Raw genomic sequence first — 25,386 nt, 5'->3', positions numbered from 1 at the left:
CCCCAGCCCCGCCCCCTCCCCCGCCGCTGCCAGCGCCTTGGGTCCGAAGGGCCCGAGACGAAACCCGCACCAAACCACTCCGACACCTCCCCCATGCGGCCGCAGGCCGCAGCACCCCGCTTCGGGTCATGGTCGAGTCCCCGTGCCCAACCGCCAGTCGCGTAGCGCAGCGGAGCCCGCCTTGAACCCCAGCCCGACCCGAGCCGTCCCTGCCCGCCGCTCTTGAATCCTTGGGCCTCAAGCCCCCACGCCCCCGCAGCCGAACGAGCACAACGGCCACTTCGCGGCAGCAGCCAGCGGCGAAGCGCAGCGAGCCCTCTCTAGCCCCAGCCACAACCCCACCCGCAGGCAGCGAACCGGACCTCAGGCCGGCCCCCTCCCCCCGCCGCTGCCAGCGCTTTGGACCCGGAGGGTCCGAGACGAAAGCCGCAGCCAACCGGGCGCAATACCGCCCCACCCAGCGACAAGCCGTGACGCCCGCCCCTACCCAAACCGCAGGCAGCGAGCCAACCCCTGCCCGTCCCTGCCCGCCGCTTGCATGAACATCAAGCCACAACGCGCCCCCGACGAGAGCCGCGACCGGGCGGGCACAATGCCGCCCCGCCCAGCCGTTGCCGGTGGAGCGCAGCGGAGCAGGCGTGTCTCGGGCTCGGGCTCGGGCTCGGGCTCGGGTGGAGAGATTTCTCCACCCGGAGTTACGGCGGCTGCCTCATGAAAGGTAAGGGGGTCGAAATCTAGTTTTGGGGGTGTTGGCAGAGGTCGGCTAATCGGTTGGCCGGTTTATGGATTGGGAGGCAGCGCCATGAGTGGGCCCGTTGAGATTGTGCTGATTATCGCGGCTGTGTGTTACGTGATGGTTCGGCGGTTGCTGGGGGAGCCGGCCGAGGCAAAGCGGATGCTGATTCTTCCGGCGGTGTTGTCGCTCGTCGGGGTGTCCAATGTGTCCGGGCACCACACCGGGGTGGCCTCCGTGGTGTTCCTGGTGGCCACTGGCGGGATCAGCGTCCTCCTCGGGGTGCTGCGGGGCGTGAGTATCCGACTGTCCAATCGGGACGGGCTGGTGTTCATGCGCTACACCTGGGTGACCGTGGCGCTGTGGGTGCTGAACATCGTGGTGAAGATCGCGGCGAACGTCACCCTCGGGGCCGTCGACCCGCACGTGTCCGACGCCGCCGGCAACAGCCTGCTCCTGACCGTGGGCCTCGGCATGCTCGCCGAGGGCATCGTCGTCCTGGGCCGCGCCGTACGTACCGACAGCCGCGTCGTCTGGACCGTCGGCAAGGACGGGCAGCCCCACACCTCCTCCCCCCTCCTGGACAGCCTCCAGCAGCGGTTCGCTCCCAGTCAGTCCCACAGCCAGTCCCACAGCCAGTCCCACAGCCACTCCCCCAGCCAGTCCCCCAACGACCTCCCCGGCCGCCACACTGCCGGCGGCAGCCACGCCGCCACGAGCAGCCACACCGCCACCGCCACCGCCACCCGCACCGCCCCCCACCAGCGCGGAACCGCCCCCTCTATGCTGGACGCGCTTCGGGATGCCGACTCCCGCTCCCGTCAAGACCGCCGCTACTGAGGTCGGAGTGCGCCCCGTGCCGTCCACCGGATCCGAACCCCCGGCCCCAAAAACGTCCTCCTCCACCGGAGAAACGTCCTCCCCCACCCCGCAGCCCCTCTTTCCCCATCACCACGGTGACGATCTCGCCCAGCCCTTCATCGCCGTCACCGCCACCGTCCTGACCGCGATCCAGATCCCCCGCGCCCACATGGTCGCCCCGCCGCTCGCCATCTCCCTCTTCGTCGTGGTCGCGGCGTGCTCCTTCGCCGCGATCTTCTCCTGGGCCCGGCTGTCGCAGCGGGCGCAGGTGGCGCTCGCGGGCGGCTACGCCGTTCTGGCGGCCGTGCTCCTCCCTCTCGCGCACAACACCGTGGCGCCCTTCTTCGCCTACTCCGCCGCCGCCACCGCCGGGGTGAAGCTCGCCTCCCGGCGCACCGCCGTCGGGGTGGCGGCGGCCGGGGCGGTCAGCGCCGCCTCGGCGGTCTGGATCGCCGACCGGCTCTCCCCCTCCCCCGGCTACTGGCCCTGGTGGCTGGCGCTCACCGTGGCGATGCCCGTCTACATGGGCATCTCCAAGCGCGACCGGCGCGAGGCGCTCGCGAGCGCCCAGCACGCCGCCGCCGAGGCGCGGCGGGCCACCGAGTCCGAGGCCCGTACGGCCGCGCTCATGGAGCGGGGGCGCATCGCCCGCGAGATCCACGACGTGCTCGGCCACTCCCTCTCCGGCATCGCGCTCCAGCTCGACATGGCCGACGCCCTCAGCCAGAAGGACCGCGTCGAGGAGGCGCGCGCGGCTGTGCGCCGGGCCAGGGCGCTGGCCGTCGACAGCATCGCCGAGACCCGGCACGCCGTGCACGCCCTGCGCGAGGACACCCTGCCCCTCCAGGAGTCGCTGCGGCTGATGGCGGAGGGCGAGGAGGTCGCCTTCGAGATCGTCGGCGAACCCGTGCCCGTATCGGTCGAGATCGCGCAGACCGCGCTGCGCGTGGCGCAGGAAGCCCTCACCAACGCCCTCAAATACGCGCCGGGGGCCGCCCGCGCCATGACGCTCGAATTCACCGCCGACGCGGTCGCCCTCACCGTCGTCAACGGACCGGCCGGCTCCCCCGCGCCGCGCCCCGGCGCCGAGGGCACCGGCATGGGCCTGGTCGGCATGCGCGAACGCGCCGCCCTGGTGGGCGGTACCCTCCGCGCCGGACCCAATATCGCGGACGCCGCACCGGGCGGCTGGACCGTAAGACTGGAGGTGCCCAGGTGAGCGGCGACCAGGCGAGCAGCGCCCCGATGAACAGCGACCAGGCGAGCAGCGTCAAGTTGGTGGTCGTGGACGATCAGACGGCCGTCCGCGAGGCGCTGGCGGTCATGCTCGACCTCGACGACGACGTCGACGTCGTGGCGACGGCGACCAATGGCGAGGAGGCGGTCGCGGCCGTCGCCGCGCACGGCCCCGACGTCGTCCTGATGGACCTCAACATGCCCGTCATGGACGGCGTCGAGGCCACGGGGCGCATCCGCGCCGCCAGCCCCCGGACCACGGTCGTCGTCCTGACCACCTTCGAGGACGACGAGTCGATCCTGGCCGCCCTCCAGGCCGGGGCCGGCGGCTATCTGACCAAGGACGCGGGCCGCGACACGATACTGCAGGCCGTACGCAGCGCCAGCCACGGCCAGGCCGTCCTCGCGCCCGAGGTGCAGCGCCGGCTGCTCACCCTCGCCACCCACCGGCCCAAGCCCGCCGCCGAGCAGGCCGCCATGCTCACGGCGCGCGAGCGGGAAGTGCTCCGGCTGATCGGCGACGGGCTGCGCAACCCCGAGATCGCCGCCCGCCTCGTCATCAGCGAGGCCACCGTCAAGACGCACATCAACAACCTCTTCGCCAAGGCCGACCTCCACTCCCGCGCCGAGGCCGTGCGCTACGCGCTGAGCGTTCTCCCCCCGGACGGCTCCGAACAGCGGCCCTGACCTCGCCCCTGACACCTCCCCCTGGCACCCCCTGAGCCGCGCTCCTTCCCCAACGGCGCGGCCTCTTCGCGTGCGCGCCCAACTCGCCTGCGCGCCCCACCCCTCCCCCCTGGTGTACGCCGGGTGGAGACCCTTCTCCACCCGCAAGATACGGCGCTCACCCCACGACACTCCGGCCCCGCCCCCGTAATTTTGATATCGCCGCCGGGGAGAAACCGGAGCAGTCGGAAAAGGAATGACGACGGCTTCGCACCCGGATTCCCATTCGCCGCGTGAGAGGAATACCCGTTCCCATGAACTACCTCCGCAATTTCGCCCCGTGGTTCGTCTACGCCGGTGTTTCTCTCATCGGGTGGCAATGGGGCGCCCTGGCCGCTCTGATCTGCTCCGTCTATCTGCTGCTCAAGGACCGCCGGGCCGGCGTGGAGGCCGGGGCCCAGATCCTCGACTTCGGGACGATCGTCTTCGTGCTGGGCATGACCGTCGTCGCGTTCGCGGACCCGCACTCCTCGCTCCACGACCACGACAGCGCGCTGTCCACGGCCTGGCTGGCGCTCATCGGCTGGGCGAGCCTGGCCCTGCGGAGCCCCTTCACGCAGGGGATCGCCCGCCGCAACGCCCCCAAGGAGGTCTGGAACTCCCCGCACTTCATCCGCGTCAACACCGTCATCACCACGGTGTGGACGGTCAGCTTCACCCTCTCCGCCGCCGCCGAGTTCACCTGCTCCGCGCTCGGCGCCGGGTCCGCCCTCCAGATCTGCTGCAAGGTCGCCGGGTTCGTCGTCCCCGCCGTCTTCACGGGGCGCCACGTCAAGAAGGTCCGGGCCCGCGCCGCCGAGCGGCTCGCCGCCATGGAGGCCGCCGGGCCCGCCGGCGCCCCGGCCCCCGCCCAGCCCCTCACCTACGCCAAGCCGTAACGACCCCGACCGGCCCCGTCCCCTACCTCCCCGAATCCCCCCGGTGCCGCCCCGCCGGGGGTTCGGTCATGCGCAGGAGGGCGGTTTCGACGGCCGCGATGCGGTCGGCGACGAGGCCCAGCGCCGCGAGGGCGCGCACGCGCGGGTCCTCGTCGGAGCCGCCGAGGGCCTGAGTGCGGACGTACGAGGTCTTGATCGCCTCCCAGCGCGCGGCCTGCTCGTCCGTGAGCGTGCCCCGCAGTTCCGCCAGCTTCAGCAGGTTCGCCTCGGCGCCGGTGGTGAGGGTCTGGGCCTCGCCCGCGTAGTGGTCGTCGATGACGGCGGTCAGTTCTGCGTCGTTCATGACGGGCGCGATCCGTTCCGCGATCTTGTTCATGTTGCGGTACGAGCCCTGGAGCTGGAAGGGCGGCTCGGTGCGGCTGACGTCCGTACGGGCCGCCGACGCGATGTACGCGGTGTTGACGGCGAGGACCGTGCGCCGGGCGGTGAGCAGGTGGCGCAGTACGGCGAGTACGCGCTCCAGCTCGGCCGGCGCGTACGGGTGGGAGAGCCGGTCGGCGCGGGCCCCCGGCTCGCCCTGGGCGAGGCGGATCAGCAGGTCGAGGTCGGAGCGTTCGCGGGCGGCGAGGGGGGCGAGGACGGGGTTGGAGGTCAGGGCGTTCTCGACGAAGCTGAGGGCGAAGACGTCGTCCTTGCCGGAGAGCACGTCGCCCAGGTTCCACACGTCGGCGCGGTTGGCGAGCATGTCGGGGATGCGGAAGACGCCGCCGGACTCCGTGTACGGGTTGCCGGCCATGCACACCGCGAACCGCTTGCCGCGCAGGTCGTAGGTGCGCGTACGGCCGTTCCAGACGCCCTCGACGCGGCGCTGGGCGTCGCACAGCGAGATGAACTTCTGGAGCAGTTCGGGCGAGGTGTGCTGGATGTCGTCCAGGTAGAGGAGGGTGTTGCTGCCCGCCTCCAGCGCGAAGTTGATCTTCTCGACCTCCTGGCGCGCGGTCGCGTCGGGGGCCTGCGCCGGGTCCAGCGAGGTGACGGAGTGGCCCAGCGCCGGGCCGTTGACCTTGACGAGGGCGAGGCCGAGGCGGTCGGCGACGTACTCCATCAGCGTCGTCTTGCCGTAGCCCGGCGGGGAGATGAGCAGCAGCAGTCCGCTGTTGTCGGTGCGCTTCTCGTCGCCCGCGGCGCCCATCTGCTTGGCGAGGTTCCCGCCGATCAGCGGCAGGTACACCTCGTCGAGGAGCCGGTTGCGGACGAAGGCGCTCATCACCTTGGGCCGGAACTCGTCCACCCGCAGCCGGGTCCGCTCGGCCTCCACCAGCCGGTTGCGCCGCTGCTGGTACGCGCGGAAGCCCGGCACCCGCTCCTCGCGGAACGCGCGCGTACGGGCCAGGAACTCGTCCAGACGGACGGTCAGGCAGCGGCCGGCGATCCGGGGGTGGGCGCCCAGCAGGCCCTCCACCCGCGCCGTCAGCGCCGCCTCGGAGCCGTAACGCGCCGCGTCGGGGCACAGCTCGATCGCCACGGCCTCCGCCACGACGCCGGGGTCGGCCTCCTCGCCGCTCCCGGCGAGATACGAGCCGAGCCACGCCTGGACGAGCTGGCGCCGGGCGTCGAGGGACGCAGCAGCGAGCGACGAGGCGTCGAGGGAGACGACATCGAGGGGAGCGGCGTCCAGCGGCGCGGCGGACAGCGACCGCAGCTCCTCGTCGTACGCCGGGCCGCCGCTCGCCCTGCGGAACTTCTCCAGGAGGGTGCGGGCCTCCGCCCCGGCCACGAACCCCTCGGGCCCGGCCGCCAGCTCCTCGAAGAGGTACTCGGCGGCGAGCGGCCCGGCCGCGGAGCCCGGCCCCTCGAACGCCGCCATCTGCGCCGCGAGTTCCGCCGTCAGGTCGGCGATCGCCGGGGCCAGCCCGAACGTCTCCCGCGCCCGCGCCAGCGACCGTACGCGCAGCGTCCAGTGCTCGCGCGCCGCGCCGTCGAGGGCGTGCGTCCAGAAGACCTGGGCGGCGGCGCGGTCGGCCGCCGGGTAGCGCAGCAGCCCGGCGGCGGCGTGCAGGGCGAGCAGCGCGCCGAGGATCGCGGCGGCGTCGCGGTCGTGGACGCCGCGCTCGTACCCCTCGTCGTACGCGGCGTCGGCGGCGGCCCGCACCAGGGCGGCCAGCTCGTCGGGGCCCGCGTCGTACAGCGTGGCCGGGTCGTGCTCGGCGAGGATCTTCGCGGCGAGGTGTTCGGCGCGGTAGACGTCGGCGGACTCGGACGGCAGGAGCTGGTCCCAGTACGGGCGGGTGTCCGCGAACTCCGGGTCCGTGACCGGCGCGCGGTAGTCGGTGCCGGTCAGCGCGAAGGCGAGGGTGTCGCCGTGCGGGACGAGCGTCAGGTCGAGGGCCTGGGTGTTGACGGCGAAGCGGTGCCGGCCCAGGCGGATCGTCTCGCCGCCGTCGAGGTACAGGTCGGCGCGGTCGCGCAGGGCGCGCCCGGCCTCCTGGCGGGCGGCCTTCAGCCGCCCGTCGAGCTCGTCGGCCCGTACGCCGTCGCCGAGTTCGCGCAGCTCGTCGGCGGTGCGGCGGACCTTGGCGACCATCGGGTCGGACGCGAAGTAGGTGTTGACGGCGTCGAGGTCGGCGAGGGTCGCGGCCCGCCGGTTGATGGTCTCCAGAACCCGGTTCGCGGAGTCGGCGAGGCGTTCGGCGTGCCGGGCGCGGGCGTCCTGGAGGGTCTGCTTGCGGGAGGAGAACGCCTCGTAGACGTCGGTGCGCTTGGCGGACAGCTCGGTGAGGAAGTCGTCGGACTCCGCGAACCGCGCCTCCAGGTTCTCCAACTGGAGCAGCAGCCGCGCCAGTTGCTCCTCGCACGCCTCGGGCGTGTCGGCGGCGGCCAGCGCGCCCGTGACGGCCTGCCCGAGCAGCGCGAACTCAGCGGCGAACTCGGCGCGCCCCTCGTGGTCGAGGAGTTCGCGGCGGCGCGCGGCAAGGGTGGCGCGGGCCCGGTTGACGCCGCCCAGCACCTCCGCGATCCGCTCCAGGATGGAGGTGCGTACGGTCGCGTCGCCGATGTCGAGGCCCGCGACGACCTCGGTCAGGATCTGAAGGCCCTCGGTCCGCTCGTCGAGCCGTTCGCCGACGGGGGCGGCCTCGGCGACGGTGGTGATGGCCTCGGCGTCCGCGGTCAGCGCCTCGACGTCCTCCTGGTACCCGGCGAAGGCGTCGTCCTGCTGGAGGAAGTCCACGGCGCGCCGCGCGGTCGCGTCGATGTCGTCCGCCACCTCGGCGGCCAGCGCGTCGATCCGCTCGACGTCCACGTACCGCAGCTCGCGCAGCGTCTCCAGCCGGCCCTGGGAGCGGCGCAGCTCGGTGAGTTGCGCGACCCACGCGTCGGCGCTGCGCGGCGACTCGCCGCGGATGCGCCGCACCAGCGAGGCGATCTGCGCCGCGGCCTCGCCGAGCGCGTCGGCGGCCTGCCGGGTCAGGTTCTGTACGGTCTCGAACTCCGCCAGCACCTGCTCCGCGGTGGAGCGCACCAGCGCCAACGGCGCCTGGAGGCCGCCCAGCGCGTCGTCCGCGAGCCAGTGGAAGCGGTCGGTGAGCCGGGAGCAGGCGTCGGTGATCGCCGCGAACCCGGCGCGCGTCCCGGTCGGCTCGGCGGCCGTCCGCGCCACGGTCAGCAGCTCGGAGATGCCGCGCACCAGGTCCGCGTTGCCCACCCGCTCCAGCGGCCCGGTCCCCGCGGCCCCGGCGGCGTACGTCTCGGAGACGTACGGGCTCCGCCAGGTCTGCACGGCGTGCACGCGCGACGGCTCGTCGGAGTCGGCGCGCAGCGCGATGAGCGTGCCGTCGTCGAAGAGCGCGTAGCCGTGGCAGAGCAGCGGGGTGGCGACCTCCTTGCGGATGAGGTTGTAGGACAGCAGCAGGGTGCGGCCGTCGGCGGGGTCGCGGAAGGCGTAGAGGACGTCCTCGCCGTTGGGCGAGGGGGTGGCCCCCTCGTAGCCGAGGCCGTCCGTGTCGAGGGCGTCGAAGGTGCGGGCGGCGCCGGTGGCCAGGCAGTAGCCGCCGGGGAAGATGACGCCCTGGTCGTCGGGGAGGCGCAGGCACGCCTGGCCGATGCCGTCGAGCCGCACGACGGCACGGGTGGTGGCGTTGTAGACGAGGTGGCGGCGGACGCTCTCGTTGTACGGGCGTACGCGCAGCAGCACGAGCGGCCCGACGCGGGCGTGCTCGATCTCCGCGTCGGCCAGCGACTGCAGCGGCTCCTCGACGGGTTCGCGGTAGACGCCCTCGCCGGACTCGGTGGTGTTCTCGGTCTTGACGGTGAGGGCGCCGCCGACGGTGGAGACGTAGATCTCGCCGCCGATCGACACGTGCGGGTGGCGGCCCAGCACATGGTCGTCGCGGGTCGCGGCGGTCCACCGGATGTCCTGGGACTCCGGCAGGACGTGGTCGCGCTCGCCGCGCGCGTCGAGGTAGCGGGGCGTGCCGTCGGCGGCGAGCTGCCAGCGCAGGACGCGCAGGTCGCCGGGGTTCGGGCCGGTGCGGAAGACGGCGAGGAGCTTGCCGTCGACGCGCCGCAGCCGGCGCAGGGCGGCGGCCCGGTAGTAGCGGTGCAGCTCGCCGAACTCGCGCTGGAACGCGGAGTCGCCGAGCAGTTCGGGCAGGTCGTCGGCGTCGGCCTCGGCGAGCGTCACGCCCTCGCCGCCCTCCTCCGCGCGGCGCAGCGCGTGCAGCGCGAAGACGTCCCCGACGGCCGTCTCGGTGTTGGCGCTGTCCGGGGTGGTGTAGCCGAGGAGGAGGCGCCCGCCGACGGCGACGATGTCGCGCGGCACGCACCGCTGCTCGGTGCGGATCTGCTCGGTGCCCAGCAGGCGCAGCTCGGTGGAGCCGAAGGTCTCCACGCGCCGCGCGTTCAGCGCCTCGGCCCCGCGGGCCAGCTCCGCGGCCTGGGCGGCCAGCCGGTCGCGCAGCACCTCGTACGTACCGGCGTCGAGCCCCCCGGCCACCGACCCGCCGGCCGCCGCCGCGCCCGCGCCCGTACCGGCTTCGCCCTCCGCGCGCCCGTCCCGGCCCTCGGTGTTCACGTCCACCTCAAACTCCCTGCTGCTTCCGCTGTACTCGGCCGCCGCCGCGCCGGGCCTGGGCCCATGGTTCCGGTAAGGCGCGGCCGGGCCCCGCCCGCCCCCCCCCGTGGCGTGGCGGGACCCGGCCGGCGGTCGGGCTACTTCGCCCCGGCCGCCGCGCCGTTCAGTCGCGCGCCGCTCAGCTCGGCCGGACCGGCCAGGTCCGTGAGCTTCACGTCGGCGAGGCCGCCGGCCTTGGCGGAGTCCAGCAGGCCCTGGAGGGCGCCCGCCTGGGGGCCGCCGCCCGCGATGAGCTTGGTCAGCGCGCCGGCGATGGTCAGGTCGCGCAGGCCGTCCGTGCCCAGGCCCGTGAGCATGGCGCCGAGGTCCTGCGTGAAGGTGGAGCCGTCCTTGTCCAGCCACGGGCCGGCCATGGTCCGTACGGACTCGGAGTTGCCGACGAAGGCGTCGACGCCCTTGCCGAGCGCGATGGAGTTGACGAGGCGGTCGAAGAAGACGCTCTCGCCGCCCACGATGTCGATCTTCGCGTTCTCCAGGCCGGTGGCGAGCACCGTGGCCTGCGCCTCGGCGACCTGCCGGTGCACGTCGATGCCGGCCAGCCGGACGTCCTTCTCGGCCTCCAGGCGGAGCCGGAACTCCTCGTGCCCGCGGCTCGCCGCGTCCAGCGCGGCCATCGCCGCCGCCTTGTCCGTGAGCCCCTCGGCCTCGGCCTTCAGCTTCTCCTTCAGCCCCTCGGCACCGGCGAACGCCTTCTCCTTGGCGACCTCGGCCTCGGCGCGGCCGACCTTCGCGATGGCCTCGGCGTTGCGCTCGCGCACCTCCGCCTCGGCGAGCCCGACGGCCGCGGCGTCCGCGCGCTTGCCCTCGGCGAGCCGCACGGCGGCCTCCGCGTCGAGGTCGGCGGCCTTGCGCCGGGCCTCGGCCATGGCCAGCGTCTCGGCGGCCCGGTGGCCCGCCGCCTGCTCGGCGGCCTCGGCCGCCTTGATGTCCTTGACCAGGCGCTCCTGCGCCTCGGCCTCGGCCCGGATGATCAGCGCCTGGCGCTCACGCTCGGCCTCCTCGACCGTACGGAGCTTCTTGATCTCCTCCTCCTGGGCGGCGACGGTCTTCTCGACCGCGATCCGCTCCCGGACGACGTCCGCGATCTCCCGCTTCTCGGCCTCGACCTCCTTGTCGGCGGCGATGCGCCGGAGCTGCGTCTCCCGCTCCCGGGCGATGACCTCCAGCAGCCGGTCCTTCTCGATGCGCTCATTCTCGATGGCGATGACGCGCTCGCGGTTCTTCTGCGCGACGGCGACCTCGCGGTCCCGGTTCTGGCCCTGGATGCCGAGCGCTTCCTCCGTCTTGATGTGCGCGCTGTGCGACCGCAGCCGCTCCTCGGCCTGCACCCGCGCCGTCTCGGCCTCTTCCCTGGCCCGTACGGTCTCGATCTCGCGGGTCTGCCTGACCTCGGCCTCCGCCTGGCGGCGCTCCAGCTCCAGGACCGCCTCGCGGGCCTCGACGTTCTGCCGGGTGATCTCCTTCTCCTCGGTGCGCTGGTACTCGTTGGTGCGCACGTGCTCGATCGCCGTCAGCTCGGTGATCTTGCGGATGCCCTGGGCGTCCAGGATGTTCGCGGAGTCGAGCTGCGCCATGGGCGTCTGCTCAAGGAAGTCGATGGCCGCGTCTTCGAGGTGGTAGCCGTTGAGGTCGGTGCCGATGACCGCGATGATGCGGTCCCGGAACTCCTCGCGCTTGGTGTAGAGGTCGACGAAGTCGAGCTGCTTGCCGACCGTCTTCAGCGCCTCGGAGAACTTCGCCGCGAAGAACTCCTGGAGCGTGCGCGGGTCGCTGGCGCGCTGGGTGCCGATCGCCTGCGCCACCTTGACGACGTCCTCGACGGTCTTGTTGACGCGCACGAAGAAATTGATGTGGATGTCGGCGCGGATGTTGTCCTGGCAGATCAGGCCCTCGCGGCCGGTGCGCCGGATCTCGATGGTCTTCACCGAGATGTCCATGTACTCGGCCTTGTGCAGCACCGGCAGCACCACGGCGCCGGTGAAGGTGACGTCGACCCGCTTCGTCTTGGAGATGATCAGCGCCCTGCCCTGCTCGACCTTGCGGAACAGGCGGCTGACGGTGAACAGCACCCCGAGGGCGATGAGCAGCAGGACGGCGACGAGTACGCCGATCCCGATGGCGGTGGTATCCATGGCGGAACCTCTGTCGAATCAGTTGCGGTAAAGGAAAGTTCGTAAGGGGCGCGGCGGTGCGGTGCGGGGCGGGCCGGCGGTGCGTCCGGCGGCCGGAGGCGGGCCCGCGCCGGTCAGTACGCCGGACCGCCGGGATCGAGCGCCGTGCCGAACGGCGCTTCGAAGGCCCCGACGCGGAAGAACTCGCCGGCGGCGTCGTAGTCGAAGATCAGCGCCGTCGCGCCCGCGGTGAGCCCGGTCTCGTCCGTACGCACCTGGATGATCGCGGTGGAGCCGTCCTCGGCGGCCACCTCGGCCTGCCCGAACCCGCTGTCCACCCGGCCGGTGCGCACCACGCAGATCCGGCCGACGAAGTCCAGGCGCGAGGGTGGTCGTTCGTCGGGGTAGAGGCGGCGCAGCGGCCGTACGAGCAGCCAGGTGACGGCCCAGGAGCCCACGGCGGCGACGGCCAGGACGCCCGCGCCGAGCAGCGTGCGCGTCAGCCCGTGCGCCTCGATCCGCTCCAGCAGGACCGTGCCGGCCAGCGCGAGGAACCAGGCGACGGCGGTCAGCAGCGACAGGACGACGGTGATCGGCACGCCGCCGAGGCCGACCGCGGCGACGAGGCCCGTGAGCCCGCCGTGGCCGGAGCCGTCGGCGCCGTCCCCGCCGGAACCGTGCCCGTCGGAGAGGTCGTGGTGCCCGTGGCTGTCGGAGTCGATGCCGCCGACGAGGACGAGGAGCCAGTACGCGACGACGACCACCAGCGCGAAGCTGAACACGACGGCTGGAAAGCCGAGCGCGGCTGCGAGGAAGTCGTGCACCGGCCCCGTCCCTTCGTACCGCTCGTTCCCGCGGCACTGCTCGTTACCGCGGCGCTGTTCCCCGCGGTTCTGCTCGTTGTCGCGGTACTTCTCGTGCCCGCGGTGCTGCTCGTACTCGTGCGCTCCCGTCGGAGCGCGACGGCCGCGCGGGGACGGCGCCGGCGGCGGGCCTCGGCACCACGTCCCGTTTCCGGAACCTGGCACCGAGGCCGTCCCCCGTGTCCCCCGTTGTTCCCCCATATGCATATTGGCAGGTGGGAACAGGCGTACGCATTGCCGGAACCCGGCAATCTTTATGGATCTCTGATGCCGGGTGCTGGCCACTCCGGGCATCTGCCACCCTGGAGATCACACGCCAAGAAACCGTCAACGGCGCGTTAAGAGGTGGAGAGACCACGTGACAAAGCCGGAGCCGACCGAGGACTATCTGGCCGGCTACGCCGAGCTGCTCACCGAGGTGTCGGCCACCGGCCGCCGGCTCAACCGCGCCGAACTGGACTCCCGCCGCGCCCTCGGCGAACGCGCCGGGGAGAGCGGCCACGGACTGCGCACCCTCGTCGTCCGCCACCTCGCCGCCACCCGCGCCCTGTGGGCCGAACTGCCCGCCCCGGCGGGCCCGGCCGGAGCCCGCGGCCTGCGCGCCACCGCCGAGTCCGTCCTTGCCGTGACCGAGCAGGCGATCGACGCCTTCGCCGAGGGGTACGAGCGCGCCCAGCGGCTGGCCGTACGCCAGGAGGAGGCCGCCCGCCGCGAGTTCATCGACGACCTGCTCTACGGCCGCAGCGACCTGGGACGGCTCGCCGGCCGCGCCGAACGGTTCGGGCTGCGGCTCGCCCACGCCCACGCCGTCGCCGTCGCCACGGGCGCCGAGCCGTACGACGACGCGCACCCGGCGACCCGGCGGGTGGAGAGCGCGCTCAACGGCCGGTTCAGCGACCGCCGCATCCTGCTCACCACCAAGGGCGGCCGGCTGATCTGCGTGGCCCCCGGCGACGAGGACGACGTGCTGCGCTACTTCACCAAGCAGGCGCACGCCGCCACCGACGGCGGCCAGGTGGCCATCGGCCGCCCCCACGAGGGCGCGGGCGGCGTCGTCCACTCCTACGAGGAGGCGCTGGGCGCGCTGGACCTCGCCGTGAAGATGGACATCGACGCGCCGGTGCTGCGCGCCGCCGATCTCCTCGTCTTCCCGGTCCTCACCCGCGACCGGCAGGCCCTGACCGATCTCGTGCGCTCCACGCTGGCCCCGCTCCGGCAGGCCCGCGGCGGCCCCGAGCCGCTGCTGGCGACGCTCGACGCGTACTTCGACACCGGCTGCGTCGCGGCGGAGGCCGCCCGCCGCCTCTCCCTCAGCGTCCGCGCCTTCACCTACCGCCTCAAGCGCATCCACGAACTGACCGGCGCCGACCCCGCCGACCCGATGCACCGCTACACCTTGCAGACCGCGGTGATCGGGGCCCGGCTGCTGGACTGGCCGAAGCGGGAGCTGTAGGGGGCGGGTGGCGGGCGGGCTTACGGACGTACGGACGTACGGACGTACAAGGGCGGGTTTACGTACGTACGGGGCCGGGCTTACGAGCGTACGTACGGGACCGGGCTCGCGGACGTACGGGCGTGCCGGGGCCGGCCGTGGCGGCGGGGGAAGGGGCGCGCGCCACGACCGGCCCGGCGGGGGGAGCCGCTGGTCAGCCCTGGTACTCGGCGTGCAGCAGCCAGTTCCGCGGAATGTCGGGCACATCCCGCGGGAACACCTCGTACGGCCAGCGGCCCTTGCCGATGCCCTCCTCGCCGGGCTCGTTCAGCCGGTTCACCTGCCAGCCGGACAGCGCGAAGTAGCCCTCGGGGTCATCGGTGCCGAAGAGCCAGGGGATGCCGTCCGCCTTCAGGGCGTTCAGGAAGAGCTGGGTACCGATGTTCTTCAGCAAGGACTCGCTCAATACGTCCAGCGCCAGGACGCTGCCGGGCGCCGAGCCCTCCGCGAGGAGATCGAGCAGCCCGCGCACCTGGTCGTCGGTGAGGAAGAAGAGCAGCGCCTCCGCCACCCACAGCGTCGGCTTCTCGGGGTCGAACCCGGCCTCGTACAGGGACGGCAGCCACGGCTTGGTGAGGTCGGCGCCCACCACCCGCCGGTCCACGGACGGCTTGGCGTCGAGGTCGGCGAGCCGGCCCTCCTTGACCTCGAAGAGCGCCGAGTGGTCCACCTCGTAGACGACGGCATCGGTGGGCCAGGTGAGCCGGAAGGCCCGCGCGTCCATCCCGGCGGCGATGAGGACGACCTGGCGTATCCGGCCGTCGCGCACATGGGTGGCGATGGCGTCGTCCAGATACTTGGTGCGGATGGACACGAAGTCCGCGAGCCCGCCGCCGCCGTACTTCTTCAGCAGGTCGAACCCGGTCTGCGAGGCGAGCGGACGGGCCAGGTCGTCGCGGAACAGCGCGTCGTCCCGTTCGGTCTCCAGGGCGCGGGCGGCCGCGGTCCACTGCGAGGTGTGCGAAACAGCTTCCATCTCTCGTCTTCCTCCGTACTCCGGTGTCACGGGCGTGGGCTGGGCGAAGGGAGCGGGTACCGTCGGCGCGCTCACTCGCGGGGCCGGCGCCGGAACATGCTGTAGAGCGTGAGGCGCATGACCGGCAGGCCCTCGGCGTCGGTGAGTTCGCCCCGCTTGTGCAGGGTCGCGCAGTCCGGGCGGGTCATCGACGGCGTGATGCCGGTGACGGTGAGCCGCCCGGTCAGCACGTCGCCGGGGCGGGTCGGCCGCAGCCAGCGCAGCTCGTCGACGCCCGGCGACCCCTCCACCGCGGCGCCCGGCAGCAGCGCGTCCACGTAGAGCCGCATGAACATGGCGCAGGTGTGCCAGCCGCTGGCCACCAGGCCGTGGAAGAGCGACTCCTCCCCCTGCTCCGCGTTGACGTGGTACGGCTGGGGGTCGTACTTCCGGCCGAACTCGATGATCTCCTGCTCGGTGACCTTGTACGTACCCAGCTCGTACGTCCGGCCCTTCTCGTAGTCCTCGACGTAGCGCAGCATCTCCTCGCCTCCGCTCAACCGACCGTGGCGCCCAGGTACTTCGCCTCGATCCGGTCCAGCGTGCGGAAGTCGTCGACGACGAGGTTGTCGCGGTCGATGGACTGCCCGCCGACCTCCTCCAGGAGGAAGAGAAACTCGGCGAAGGCGAGGGAGTCGATCAGCCGGTTGTCGATGAGGTCGAGGTCGGAGGCGATGTCATCGCGCTCCGGGTGGCGCTTGAGTATCCATGCCTTGACCTGGTCGATGGGGCGGGCCATGTCGGTGTCCTCTCGTGGATGACGTGCTGGATGGTGGGTGATGCGCTGGATGGGCGGGTGACGTGCTGGATGGGCGGGGACGTGCTGGATGGGCGGGGACGTGCTGGACGGGCGGTGAGCGTCAGCGGCGTACGGTCGCCACCGCGACGGCGAAGGCGAACCCGCCGTCATGGCTGATGCTCAGGCTCAGGTCCGTGAGCCCGGCCGCGTCGGCGAGCCGCCGCGCGGCCCCGTGCAGCACGGCCTCCGGCCAGCCGCCGGGGGCCTTGCGCACCTCGATGGAGAGCCAGGGGAGGCTGCTCAGCGGGGTGTGGAACGTCTTGAAGACCGCTTCCTTCGCGGCGAGCCGGCCGGCCACGGCGGGCAGGAAGGTGCCGTGGTCGGTGGCGCAGTCGCGCAGTTCGGCCGGGGTGAGGAGGGTGGCGAGGAAGCGTTCTCCGGAACCGCGCACCATGCCCTCGACGCGGCTGACCGGGAGGAGGTCGGCGCCGGTGCGGAGGGCGAGCCCGCTGAACACACCGGCGGCCACGGAAGGGGAGGGTGTGGCGGCCTGGGCGTTCGCGGTCTCTTGGGGGTGCGCGGTCGTTCCGGAGTTCTCGGTCGCTTCTGCCGGTGACGGCGTTTCGGTCAGTGATGGCGTCCGGGGCGGGGGCGTCGCTCGCGCGACGAGGGACGTCACGTGACGGCCGCGCACGCGTCCTCGACGGCCGAGAACGCCTTGTCCCAGTCGCCGTCGTAGCGGTGCTCCAGGGCGAAGATCCAGCGCTCCAGGCCGAAGGCCACACAGCTCGTGAAGACCGGTTCGGCCGTCTCCTCGATGCGGATGTCGCACCGTTCCCCGAAGAAGTTGCGGTGCACGTTGACGGAGGCGATGGCGGTCTCCGCGTATACGAACTCGTGCTTGACGGGCGCGAGTTGCTGGAGGACGGCGCGCGAGCCGCCCTTGTCGTAGAAGGGGTCGGAGGCCACCTCCTTCTCCACCGGCAGCCCGGCCGCCTCGGCGAAGTCCCGCACCTGCCGCTCGTAGACGGCCAGGTGGCGCTGGGTGTGCTCGTACGTGCCGAGGGCCACGATCTCCCGCATGTGGAAGCCCAGCAGCCGGCGCAGCCCCTCGTACCGGTCCTCGTTGCGGTAGCAGCGGCCCAGCACCGTCACCGTCCGCGCGCCGTCGACCGACTGCCCGGCGTGGTGCAGGAAGACGCCGTAGCAGGCCGCGGACGGCAGGGCGAGGGCGGCGGGCCGCAGGCTGTCGGGGGCGTAGGAGCCCGTACGGGCCTCGGCGGCGCGTCCGGCGGGGTCGGCGACGTCCAGGGTCGAGGCGACGACGGCGAGTTGGGGAAAGTTCTCGTAAAAGTCCAGGGCGGCCAGGTCGGCCACCGGCAGCAGCGGCGGCATGGTCAGCGGCAGCGCGCCGCGCCGCTCGCCCCAGCCCCGGAAGGTCTCGTCCAGGAGGTTCAGGAGCTGGGTGGCCTCGGGGCCGAGGGCGGCGAGGCCGGGGGCCGGTCGTCGCGTCGGGGCAGTCGAGGGCATGAGATCACCTCTTTCCTTGTCGCGGACGTGCTTTTCTTGGGGTTCTGGCCCCGCGGGAAGCGGGACGTTGTTTATCGCGTCGTTCTGCGGCCCGCGTCAGGCGACGGCCGGCAGTTCCTCGTCCTCGAATATCCCGGCCCTTGTGAAGAATCCCATCGGTTTGCGCACGGCTTTACGCTCGTGGGCCCGGCGCGCGGGGTCCTCCAGGACGCGCCGGCGGAATGCCAGCGGGTCGCTGATGCCGGCGTCCTTGTAGACCTGCGGGTTGTAGAAGGACTGCAGGCTGTAGGTGATGTAGCGCTTCAGATAGTCCGCGATCTCGCGGCGGCGCGGGGCGTCGAGGCGTGCGCGCAGCGGTTCGTAGAGCAGCGAGACCAGTTCGCGGCCGAAGGCGATGTGCCGGGATTCGTCGCGGTGGTGTATCCGGTTGACCTGGCGGATGGTGTCGTGGAGGGATTCGTCGTCCGCCATGGTCAGGTTGTAGTGGTCGACGATCTCCTCGAAGAGGAGGATGCGCGAGAACACCAGGAAGTGTTCCACGTCGACGTCGGTGCCGCCCGCGGCGGCCCCCTTGAAGGGCACCGCGGTGGGGTAGAGCTTTCCGCCGTAGCGCAGGCAGAATTCGGCGAAGAACCACATGTGTTCGTTCTCTTCGCCGATGAAATGGTGGAAGAAGTCCGAGGGCACCTCGAACCCCGGCATATGGATGCGGTTGACCACCTCGGTGAGCAGTTCGCGGATGCCGTGCACGTTCAGGCTGTAGAAGTTGACGCTCTCCCAGCGGCTCAGCTCGGTCAACTGGGCCGCGTCCAGCTCGGCTCCGGCAGCCGTTCCGTAGGTGCTGGTCAGCTCGCGGGTCATCCAGGGCAGATCGGTGGGGAGCGTGGCGGGCCAGGCGAAGGTCTTGTAAGGGTTGTAATAGTCCTGGATGGCCTTTTCCTGGAGCCTGGCCAGGATTTTCTCGAACCTTTTGGTGGCCAGGGTGTCGACGGCGGCCATACACTCTCTCCTTTGCTGTGCCACTCGGCGGCGAATGCCGGAACAACCGGAACTAACCAGAACTAAAACGCATGCCGACGGCCGGACATGGGCATGCGTCCGGGCATCCGGATTACCGTTAACGCGATCTTCGCAGCGCGGACATACATGTGTGCTGGCGACACGTACCTCTGGGGAGTACCTTGCTGGCGTGGTGTGCGGGGGCCCACCGTAAAGGCGGCCCGGCCATGCGCCACACACTAGTCACGGAGAGTCGGACCCGGGAAGTGCCAAGATCGCAAGGGTGATGCGCGAGACGCATCGGCCCAGGTGAAAGACGGGGGAGACGATAGATGGCGAAGCTCAGCGGAAGTTCTGATCTTGAACTCAGGCACTTACGATCTTTTCTCACGCTGGTCGAGCACCGCAGTTTCCGGGGGGCCGCCGAGGCGCTCTGGGCCTCTCAGTCGGCGCTCAGCCGGACCATTGCGCAAATGGAACACATCGTCGGCCAAAAGCTGATCGAACGCGGACATAATGGCGTGTCGTTATCGGCGGCGGGCGAACGCTTCCTGCCCTATGCGGCGCGCGCCGTGGCCGCCGCCGACGACGCCGTCAAGGCCACCGCCTCCCGCCAGTCGACGCTCCGCGTCGGCTTCTCCTGGAACGCGCTGGGCCGCGACACCGCGCCGCTGATCAAGGAGTTCGAGGAGCAGAACCCGGGCGCGCGGGTGGAGTTGCGCCGCATCGACGACGTGCCGTACGCCGGACTGGAGGACGGCCGCAGCCACGCCGCGATCCTGCGCGGCACGCTGTCCGACCCGAGCATCAAACACGTGCTGCTGTACGAGGAATCACGCGTCGCCGCCCTGCCCAAAGGACACCCGGCGGCGGTGCTGCGCGAGGTGACCCTGGACGACATCCGGCACGACCCGCTCGTACTCAACATCATCTCCGGCACCACGATGCGCACCATCTGGAAGGACGGCGAGAGCACCGACCGGCCGGTCATCGGCGTGCACAACCTGGAGGAGTGGCTGGAGGCCATCGCCGCCGGGCGCGGGATCGGACTCTCCAGCGCGCTGACGCCCTGTCTGCACCCCCACCCCTGGGTCGTGTACCGGCCGGTCAGGGACGCGCCGCCGCTGCCGGTCCGGCTCTGCTGGGACGCGGTGCGCCCGCACCCCCTCACCCCGCGCTTCGTGGCCCTCGCCCGCGCCCGGACCAAGAGCGGGCCCGTATGCGACCCGCTGCACCCCACCACGCTGCACGCGACCGCGCCGGACGCGGTGGCGCCCGGCGCCGCCACTGCCACTGCCACTGTGCCGGACGCCGCCGCGCGCCAAGGGGAGGCGCACCAGGGAGCCGCGCGCCAAGGCGCCGTGCGCCGGGGCTCCGCGCGCGACGGCAGGCCGCCGCCGCGCGTCGGCGGGGCGTTGACCACGCCCGTCGGCGGGGCGTTCACCACGGTGCGTCGCCGGGAGCCCGTGCGCTCCGGGTCCGTACCACTCGATCGACGGTGATGTCGACGACGCGCTCGACCTCCAACCCCCATACGGTGCGGGGCGGTTCGTGCTCGATGGACGCGCGGCCGGTGAGCTGGACCGTGTCGCCCGTGGAGAAGTCGCGCAGGACCAGGCCGACGCGGGGGTCGCTCCACAGGTTTCCGAGCGTGTTGAACATGGCGTTGCCCGCGTAGTCCGGCAACTGGACGCGGTTCGGCCCGGCCACCCGCAGAAAGCCGGCCGGCCCGCCCCGGTGCGAGACGTCGGCCCCGGCTTCCGGGTGCTTCGTCGCGATGAACAGGGTGTCGGACCGGCCGATCAACTCCGAGTCAGAGTGGTCCAGTTCGGTGCGGGTGGAGAGTTTACGGGCCTGGGCATCGTCATGGGCGTGGGCGAGGAGTCCGGGGTCGAGGGAGCGCCGGTGGATGAAGCGGGGGCAGTTCCCGTACGCCTCGTCCACCCCCAGCTCGATCAGCCCCGGGCCCCAGGCGCGCACCCGCCCGTTGACGCGCAGCCGGCGCCGGCGGGTGAAGTCCATGGCGATGAGGCCGAGACGGTCGCCGGGGAGGCGGGGGCCTATGGGGTCCTGGGGGCTGAGATCGCCGGCGGGAAGTTCGGGGGCGTCAGTCTCCCCAGCAGCACTGGTGTCGCCGGCGGCAGCGGAGTGGTTCGCCCCCGTCGCCCGCCCGAGGATGCGCACCGAGCCGGGTGAGGCCCGTACGAACCCCGGCTGCCCCAGCAGCACCGACGCCCACATCCGGCCCTCGGCGTCGGCCGCGCCCAGCGCGACGCAGGACACCGACGACAGGAACGCCTGGGCCATCAGCTCGACGCGCGTGCCGTGGATGACGGCGACCCTGTCGGCCTCCGCCTCCACCCCCGCGGCGCGCTGAACGGCCCGTTCGCCCTCGTGGTAGATGCCCCCGGGCGAGGCGGAGCCTCGGGGGGCCGAGGCGGAGGCCGTACGCCCCCGGGGCGCGGAACTCACGCGGGCCCCCGGCCGGCCGTCGGCGCAGCGGCCTCCCCCGCGGCGGTGCCGCCACCAGCCGAGGGGCGGTCGCTCGTCGCAGGGCGGTCCTTCGCCGAGGGGCGGTCGCTCACCGCGGGGCGGTCCTTCGCCGCGGAACGGTCGCCGACTGCTGGACGGACGTCGGTCGCCAGGCGGGCGTCCGTGGCCGGGCGTACGTCCGTAGCCGAGCGTACGTCCGTAGCCGAGCGATCGTCCTTGGCCGAGCGGCCGTCCGTAGCCGAGCGGCCGTCCGACTTGGGCGTCGCGTCGCGCGCAGGCGCCGCGGCGCGCGTCGGCTGCCCGCCCGCCCCGGCGGCACCGGCGGCACCGGCGGCCCCCGCCCCGGGGTTGCGCAGGGCGGTGGCGACGACGAGCAGGCTGAGTACGGTCGTGGCGGCGGCGACCGCGAAGGCGGTGGGGTAGCCGGCGTGCCCGGCGATCAGTCCGCCGATCGGGCCGGCGGCCATGATGCCGAGGTCCCAGTAGGAGGTCATGACGCCGACGGAGGTGCCCGGCCGCAGGGCGCCCGTGCGGTGCAGGGTCATGGCGACCGTCGCGGGGTACATGAGGGCGACGCCCGCGCCGGCGAGCACGGTGCCGGCGAGCGCGAGGACTTCGTTGCCCGTACCGGCGACGAGCAGGAGCCCGACGGCTTCGACGACGAGGGAGCCGAGGGCCACGCGTACCCCGCCCTTGCGGTCGACGAGGGGCGAGCCGAGGGCGCGGGCGAGCAGGAATCCGGCGGCGAAGACGGCGAGCGCGGCGCTGTCGCCGCCGATGCCGTCGTGGTGCAGATGCAGGACGAGCAGGGCGTTGACGGTTCCGTAGCCGTAGCTGGAGAGGCCGAAGGCCAGGCCGGGGAGGGAGGCGCCGACGGGCACGATCTCGCGGAAGCTCTTGGGGAGGGGGGAGAGTCCGTCGCCGTCGCGGTTGTCGCCGGCGGTGGTGAGGACGAGGGCGGCGGAGGCGATGCCGAGGACGATGACGCCCCACCACACGCCGCGGTAGCCGCTGAGGTGGTTGAGGCCGACGGCGACGACGGGGCCGAGCGCGAGCCCGCCCCACATGGAGAGGCCGAACCAGCCCGCGACCCGGCCGCGGCGCTGGGGCGGGGTGTCGGCGAGCACCCAGGGGATGGCGCCCGAGAACAGCGCGGCCTCGCCCACGCCCATGACCAGCCGGGCGACGATCAGGGTGCCGGGGTTGGGGGCGACGAGGTGGCCGGCGCCGCCGATCGCGCCGAGTACGCCGCCGGTCGCCACGACCGGCCGGGCGAACCCGGCGTCGGCGAGCCGGCCGGCGAAGGGCCGGGCGCAGGCGGTGGCGAGGAAGGCGATGCCCACGACGGTGCCGGCGATCAGCGGCCCGCCGTGGAAGTGCTGGACGACGTAGGACGGCAGCGACTGGAGGGTGGCGCCGAGCGCCATGTACCCGAAGAGCACGGCCGCCCACAGCCGCCGGACGGGGACCGGCAGGCCGGGCGGCGGCGCAGGCGACACAGGCGTCATGAAAGAGAAGATACCGTACGGGACCATCTCTAGGAAGTGAAACGGTACGTTACCTTCTCGCCCGGCCGTTGCGTAGAATGTCCGTATGCCAGTGAAGGCAGGAACCACGATCGACCCGCGCGCCACCCGCGCCCGCGTACTCGCCAGCGCCGTACAGCTCTTCTACGAGCGGGGCGTGCACGACGTCGGCGTCGACGAGATCGCCCAGCACGCCGGGGCCTCGAAGCTGACGATCTACCGCAACTTCGGCTCCAAGGACGGCCTGGTCGAAGCGGCCCTGCGAGACCGCAGCGACCGCATCCACCTCTGGCTCACCGACCAGCTCGCGGCGACGGCCCCCGGCCGGGAGCGGGTGCTGGCCCTCTTCGACCTGCTCACCGTCTGGTACGCGCGCGACGGCTACCGCGGCTGCGCCGTCGTCAACACGGCCGTCGAAACCCGCCACCAGGACGGGCCCGTACGCCAACTCCCCCGCCTCCACCTCGCCCGCTACCGCGACCTGCTCGAACGCCTCCTCACCGAGGCGGACATCGCGAACCCGGCCCCCCTCGCCCGCCGACTCCTCATCCTCATCGAAGGCGCCACCACCATCACCGCCATCGACGGCGACCCCACGGCGGGCGAAGACGCCCGGGCGACCGCCGAACTCCTCCTGGACGCGGCGGTGGCGGGGGCCGCTGGGACCGCTGAGGGCTGAAGGCCGCTGAGGGCTGAAGGCCGGTGAGGCCGCTGAGGGCTGAAAGCCGCTGAGGCCGCTGAGGGCTGAAATCCACTGAGGCCACGGTCGGCGGGGGCCGACGTCCGGTGGGGGCCGGTCGTCCGGCTTGACTTCGAGCGCGCTCCAAGTCCTAGCGTCGAGGGCGTTCGTCAGCCCTCGATCGAGGTACCGCCCGGCCCGCCGGGCAGGAGGAGTGCCCGCGCATGATCACCCGAACCACGCTCGGCTCGTCCGGTCTCACCGTCAGCGCGATGGGCCTGGGGTGCATGGGGATGAGCGAGAGCTACGGCGCCGCCGACTGGGACGGCGGCATGGCCACCATCGACCGGGCCCTGGAGCTGGGCATCACGTTCCTGGACACCTCCGACTCCTACGGCACCGGGCACAACGAGGTACTGGTGGGCCGGGCCATCCACGGCCGCCGGGACCAGGTGCAGGTGGCCACCAAGTTCGGCATCGACCGCAGCGCCGGCGACCGGTCCCGCCGCATCCGCGGCGCCCGGGACTACGTACTGCGCTCCTGCGACGCCTCGCTGCTGCGGCTGGGCGTCGAGGTGATCGACCTGTACTACGCCCACCGCCCGCCCCAGGACGTGGAGATCGAGGAGACGGTCGGGGCGATGGCCGAGCTGGTCGAGGCGGGCAAGGTCCGCCATCTGGGCCTGTCCGAGGTCGACGGCGAGCTGCTGCGCCGGGCGCACGCGGTGCACCCGATCGCCGCTGTGCAGAGCGAGTACTCGCTGTGGACCCGCGACGTCGAGGCGGTCACCCCGGTGCTGGCCGAGCTGGGCGTCGGGCTGGTGCCGTACTCGCCGCTGGGGCGCGGGTTCCTGACCGGCGCCCTGAACCGCTCCGCCCTGGGCGAGAAGGACTTCCGGCGCACCAACCCCCGCTTCTCCGGCGCGGCGGGCGAGGCCAACGAGAAGATCGCGCAGACCGTGCGCGAGGTGGCCGACCGGCTCGGTGCCACCCCGGCCCAGACGGCGCTGGCCTGGGTGTACGCCCAGGCCGAGCGGCTCGGGGCCCAGATCGCGACCATTCCGGGCACCCGCAGCCCGGCCCGGCTGGAGCAGAACGCGGCCGCGCTGGAACTCGCCCTGGACGCCGAGGCCCTGGCCGCGCTGGCCCCGCTGAGCGACCAGGTGATGGGCGAGCGCTACATCCCCGCGCACACCGCCGAGGTCGCTCGGGGCTAGGTACTGGAGCGGGTACTGAAGCGGGTACTGGAGCAGGGGCTGAAGCGGACACTGAAGCAGGGGCTGAAGCGGACACTGAAGCACGGACTGGAGCAGGGACTGAAGCGGGTGCGCGGAAATGGGAGATACGGGCGGCGAGGAACTTCGGGCAACCGTACGCACGTTGATCCTGCCATGACTGAACTTCGCCCGCTCAGCTCATCCGGCCTCCTCGTTTCCCCCCTCTGCCTTGGCGGCAACGTCTTCGGCTGGACGGCCGACAAGACCCAGTCGTTCGCGGTGCTCGACGCCTACTTCGCCGCGGGCGGCAATTTCCTCGACACCGCCGACTCGTACATGCATCACTTTCCCGAGCAGGGCAACGAGCCGGGACAGTCCGAGACCATCATCGGCGAATGGCTCGCCACCCGCCGCAACCGCGACGACGTGGTCGTCGCGACCAAGGTCGGCGACCATCCGGAGCACATGGGTCTGGCAGCCGCCACCATCAAGGCCGCTGCCGAGGAGTCCCTGCGGCGACTGCGTACGGACCACATCGACCTCTACTACACCCATTTCGACCGGGACGAATCCATCCCGGTGGACGAGATCATCACCGCCCTCGACGACCTCGTGAAGGCCGGCAAGGTGCGCGCCATCGCGGCCTCCAACATCAGCCCCGAACGGCTTTCCGCGTCGCTGGCCTTCTCCGATCGCGAAGGGCTGTCCCGCTACGTGGCTCTGCAACCGCCGTACAACCTCGTCTCACGCGATACCTACGAGGGAGCGCGGCGGGAGATCGTGCGGCGCGAAGGGCTGGCCTGCGTTCCGTACTTCGCACTGGCCTCCGGCTTCCTCACCGGCAAGTACCGCCCCGGGAGGACCACCGAGAACGTACGCGACCTTCCCGGACTCGCCGGCGGCTACGCGGACACCGAACGCGGCGTGAAGGTGCTCGACGCGCTGGAGCAGGTCGCGACGGCGCGCGGGGTGGAGATGGCCACCGTGGCGCTGGCCTGGCTCGCGCGGCAGCCGACCGTGACCGCACCAATCGCCTCCGCACGCACCGTCGAGCAGTTGCCGGCGCTCCTCGCCGCGCAGGACCTGCGCCTGTCGGACGCCGAGCTACAGGCTTTGACGACGGCCTCGTCCTGACCAGGCAGGCGGTCGGGGCGAGT

General features: G+C 72.3%; 20 protein-coding genes. 9 read left to right on the top strand and 11 right to left on the bottom strand.

Features of this window, described 5'->3' with window-relative positions:
* Positions 1 to 895: 895 nt before the first annotated feature.
* The 4 genes from IF55_RS10030 to IF55_RS10015 all read left to right on the top strand — a co-directional run bounded on the left by IF55_RS10030 (position 896) and on the right by IF55_RS10015 (position 4,434).
* Positions 896 to 1,573, top strand: coding sequence for a hypothetical protein (locus tag IF55_RS10030; protein ID WP_245661136.1), 678 nt, complete (start codon positions 896 to 898; stop codon positions 1,571 to 1,573).
* Positions 1,574 to 1,589: 16 nt separating this feature from the next.
* Positions 1,590 to 2,813: a histidine kinase gene (locus IF55_RS10025; RefSeq protein WP_048831832.1), complete on the top strand. Its 1,224-nt coding sequence runs from the start codon at positions 1,590 to 1,592 to the stop codon at positions 2,811 to 2,813.
* Positions 2,814 to 2,839: 26 nt separating this feature from the next.
* Entirely contained in the window at positions 2,840 to 3,517 is a 678-nt protein-coding gene (locus tag IF55_RS10020) for a response regulator (protein ID WP_030892169.1), read from the top strand.
* Between the two features lie 293 nt (positions 3,518 to 3,810).
* Positions 3,811 to 4,434 carry a DUF3159 domain-containing protein gene (locus tag IF55_RS10015; RefSeq protein WP_048831816.1) on the top strand — a complete coding sequence of 208 codons (624 nt, stop codon included), beginning with the start codon at positions 3,811 to 3,813 and terminating at the stop codon, positions 4,432 to 4,434.
* A 22-nt stretch (positions 4,435 to 4,456) separates the two neighbouring features.
* Here the strand turns inward: IF55_RS10015 and IF55_RS10010 are convergent, their stop codons facing one another.
* The 3 genes from IF55_RS10010 to IF55_RS10000 all read right to left on the bottom strand — a co-directional run bounded on the left by IF55_RS10010 (position 4,457) and on the right by IF55_RS10000 (position 12,500).
* Complete coding sequence (locus IF55_RS10010; protein WP_048831831.1) at positions 4,457 to 9,427, bottom strand: DNA repair ATPase; 4,971 nt, start codon at positions 9,425 to 9,427, stop codon at positions 4,457 to 4,459.
* 215 nt (positions 9,428 to 9,642) lie between these two features.
* The gene (locus IF55_RS10005) at positions 9,643 to 11,697 is read right to left on the bottom strand and encodes an SPFH domain-containing protein (protein WP_030892160.1); all 2,055 of its coding nucleotides are present in this window, start codon (positions 11,695 to 11,697) and stop codon (positions 9,643 to 9,645) included.
* A gap of 113 nt (positions 11,698 to 11,810) precedes the next feature.
* Positions 11,811 to 12,500 (bottom strand): hypothetical protein, encoded by a 690-nt coding sequence (locus IF55_RS10000; protein ID WP_030892157.1) that lies wholly within the window; start codon positions 12,498 to 12,500, stop codon positions 11,811 to 11,813.
* Between the two features lie 397 nt (positions 12,501 to 12,897).
* Between IF55_RS10000 and IF55_RS09995 the strand changes: the two genes are divergently transcribed.
* Positions 12,898 to 13,992 (top strand): PucR family transcriptional regulator, encoded by a 1,095-nt coding sequence (locus IF55_RS09995; protein ID WP_030892155.1) that lies wholly within the window; start codon positions 12,898 to 12,900, stop codon positions 13,990 to 13,992.
* A 193-nt stretch (positions 13,993 to 14,185) separates the two neighbouring features.
* Here the strand turns inward: IF55_RS09995 and IF55_RS09990 are convergent, their stop codons facing one another.
* The 6 genes from IF55_RS09990 to IF55_RS09965 form a co-directional block, all read right to left on the bottom strand.
* Entirely contained in the window at positions 14,186 to 15,007 is an 822-nt protein-coding gene (locus IF55_RS09990) for an SAM-dependent methyltransferase (protein WP_030892153.1), read from the bottom strand.
* 71 nt (positions 15,008 to 15,078) lie between these two features.
* Positions 15,079 to 15,528, bottom strand: coding sequence for a MaoC family dehydratase (locus tag IF55_RS09985; protein WP_030892150.1), 450 nt, complete (start codon positions 15,526 to 15,528; stop codon positions 15,079 to 15,081).
* A 14-nt stretch (positions 15,529 to 15,542) separates the two neighbouring features.
* Complete coding sequence (locus IF55_RS09980) at positions 15,543 to 15,785, bottom strand: hypothetical protein (RefSeq protein WP_030892147.1); 243 nt, start codon at positions 15,783 to 15,785, stop codon at positions 15,543 to 15,545.
* A gap of 121 nt (positions 15,786 to 15,906) precedes the next feature.
* On the bottom strand, positions 15,907 to 16,314 hold the full coding sequence (locus IF55_RS09975) for a holo-ACP synthase (RefSeq protein ID WP_245661130.1): 408 nt from the start codon (positions 16,312 to 16,314) through the stop codon (positions 15,907 to 15,909).
* Positions 16,315 to 16,460: 146 nt separating this feature from the next.
* A complete protein-coding gene (locus IF55_RS09970; protein WP_030892141.1) occupies positions 16,461 to 17,315 on the bottom strand; it encodes an aminoacyl--tRNA ligase-related protein in 855 nt (284 codons plus the stop codon).
* 96 nt (positions 17,316 to 17,411) lie between these two features.
* On the bottom strand, positions 17,412 to 18,314 hold the full coding sequence (locus tag IF55_RS09965; protein ID WP_030892138.1) for a diiron oxygenase: 903 nt from the start codon (positions 18,312 to 18,314) through the stop codon (positions 17,412 to 17,414).
* 332 nt (positions 18,315 to 18,646) lie between these two features.
* Between IF55_RS09965 and IF55_RS09960 the strand changes: the two genes are divergently transcribed.
* Positions 18,647 to 19,816, top strand: coding sequence for a LysR family transcriptional regulator (locus tag IF55_RS09960; RefSeq protein WP_078644018.1), 1,170 nt, complete (start codon positions 18,647 to 18,649; stop codon positions 19,814 to 19,816).
* Here the strand turns inward: IF55_RS09960 and IF55_RS09955 are convergent.
* Together IF55_RS09955 and IF55_RS09950 are read right to left on the bottom strand one after the other, a co-directional pair.
* Complete coding sequence (locus IF55_RS09955; RefSeq protein WP_048831814.1) at positions 19,755 to 20,786, bottom strand: pyridoxamine 5'-phosphate oxidase family protein; 1,032 nt, start codon at positions 20,784 to 20,786, stop codon at positions 19,755 to 19,757. The two genes, IF55_RS09960 and IF55_RS09955, sit on opposite strands and share 62 nt — an antisense overlap.
* Positions 20,783 to 22,315, bottom strand: coding sequence for an MFS transporter (locus IF55_RS09950; protein WP_078644040.1), 1,533 nt, complete (start codon positions 22,313 to 22,315; stop codon positions 20,783 to 20,785). The genes IF55_RS09955 and IF55_RS09950 overlap by 4 nt, the downstream gene beginning before the upstream one ends.
* A gap of 85 nt (positions 22,316 to 22,400) precedes the next feature.
* On the opposite strand from IF55_RS09950, the gene IF55_RS09945 reads away from it, so the two are divergent.
* The 3 genes from IF55_RS09945 to IF55_RS09935 all read left to right on the top strand — a co-directional run bounded on the left by IF55_RS09945 (position 22,401) and on the right by IF55_RS09935 (position 25,363).
* On the top strand, positions 22,401 to 23,012 hold the full coding sequence (locus IF55_RS09945; RefSeq protein WP_030892127.1) for a TetR/AcrR family transcriptional regulator: 612 nt from the start codon (positions 22,401 to 22,403) through the stop codon (positions 23,010 to 23,012).
* 224 nt (positions 23,013 to 23,236) lie between these two features.
* Positions 23,237 to 24,229 carry an aldo/keto reductase gene (locus IF55_RS09940; RefSeq protein ID WP_030892125.1) on the top strand — a complete coding sequence of 331 codons (993 nt, stop codon included), beginning with the start codon at positions 23,237 to 23,239 and terminating at the stop codon, positions 24,227 to 24,229.
* Between the two features lie 174 nt (positions 24,230 to 24,403).
* Positions 24,404 to 25,363, top strand: a complete 960-nt coding sequence (locus IF55_RS09935; protein ID WP_030892122.1) for an aldo/keto reductase — start codon at positions 24,404 to 24,406, stop codon at positions 25,361 to 25,363.
* Positions 25,364 to 25,386: the final 23 nt, after the last annotated feature.

Origin of the sequence: Streptomyces varsoviensis (assembly GCF_000718635.1) — a bacterium.
Lineage (GTDB): Bacteria > Actinomycetota > Actinomycetes > Streptomycetales > Streptomycetaceae > Streptomyces > Streptomyces varsoviensis.
The sequence above is the reverse complement of the archived record's forward strand: the minus strand, read 5'-3'. Positions and strand labels throughout refer to the sequence as shown.

Excerpts from the sequence above, each read along its gene's own strand:
- IF55_RS10030 (WP_245661136.1), top strand. The coding sequence starts at position 896 with ATGCTGATTCTTCCGGCGGTGTTGTCGCTCGTCGGGGTGTCCAATGTG.
- IF55_RS10020 (WP_030892169.1), top strand. The coding sequence starts at position 2,840 with ATGAACAGCGACCAGGCGAGCAGCGTCAAGTTGGTGGTCGTGGACGAT.
- IF55_RS10015 (WP_048831816.1), top strand. The coding sequence starts at position 3,811 with ATGAACTACCTCCGCAATTTCGCCCCGTGGTTCGTCTACGCCGGTGTT.
- IF55_RS10005 (WP_030892160.1), bottom strand. The coding sequence starts at position 11,697 with ATGGATACCACCGCCATCGGGATCGGCGTACTCGTCGCCGTCCTGCTG.
- IF55_RS09990 (WP_030892153.1), bottom strand. The coding sequence starts at position 15,007 with ATGGAAGCTGTTTCGCACACCTCGCAGTGGACCGCGGCCGCCCGCGCC.
- IF55_RS09985 (WP_030892150.1), bottom strand. The coding sequence starts at position 15,528 with ATGCTGCGCTACGTCGAGGACTACGAGAAGGGCCGGACGTACGAGCTG.
- IF55_RS09980 (WP_030892147.1), bottom strand. The coding sequence starts at position 15,785 with ATGGCCCGCCCCATCGACCAGGTCAAGGCATGGATACTCAAGCGCCAC.
- IF55_RS09970 (WP_030892141.1), bottom strand. The coding sequence starts at position 17,315 with ATGCCCTCGACTGCCCCGACGCGACGACCGGCCCCCGGCCTCGCCGCC.
- IF55_RS09965 (WP_030892138.1), bottom strand. The coding sequence starts at position 18,314 with ATGGCCGCCGTCGACACCCTGGCCACCAAAAGGTTCGAGAAAATCCTG.
- IF55_RS09960 (WP_078644018.1), top strand. The coding sequence starts at position 18,647 with ATGGCGAAGCTCAGCGGAAGTTCTGATCTTGAACTCAGGCACTTACGA.
- IF55_RS09950 (WP_078644040.1), bottom strand. The coding sequence starts at position 22,315 with ATGACGCCTGTGTCGCCTGCGCCGCCGCCCGGCCTGCCGGTCCCCGTC.
- IF55_RS09945 (WP_030892127.1), top strand. The coding sequence starts at position 22,401 with ATGCCAGTGAAGGCAGGAACCACGATCGACCCGCGCGCCACCCGCGCC.
- IF55_RS09940 (WP_030892125.1), top strand. The coding sequence starts at position 23,237 with ATGATCACCCGAACCACGCTCGGCTCGTCCGGTCTCACCGTCAGCGCG.
- IF55_RS09935 (WP_030892122.1), top strand. The coding sequence starts at position 24,404 with ATGACTGAACTTCGCCCGCTCAGCTCATCCGGCCTCCTCGTTTCCCCC.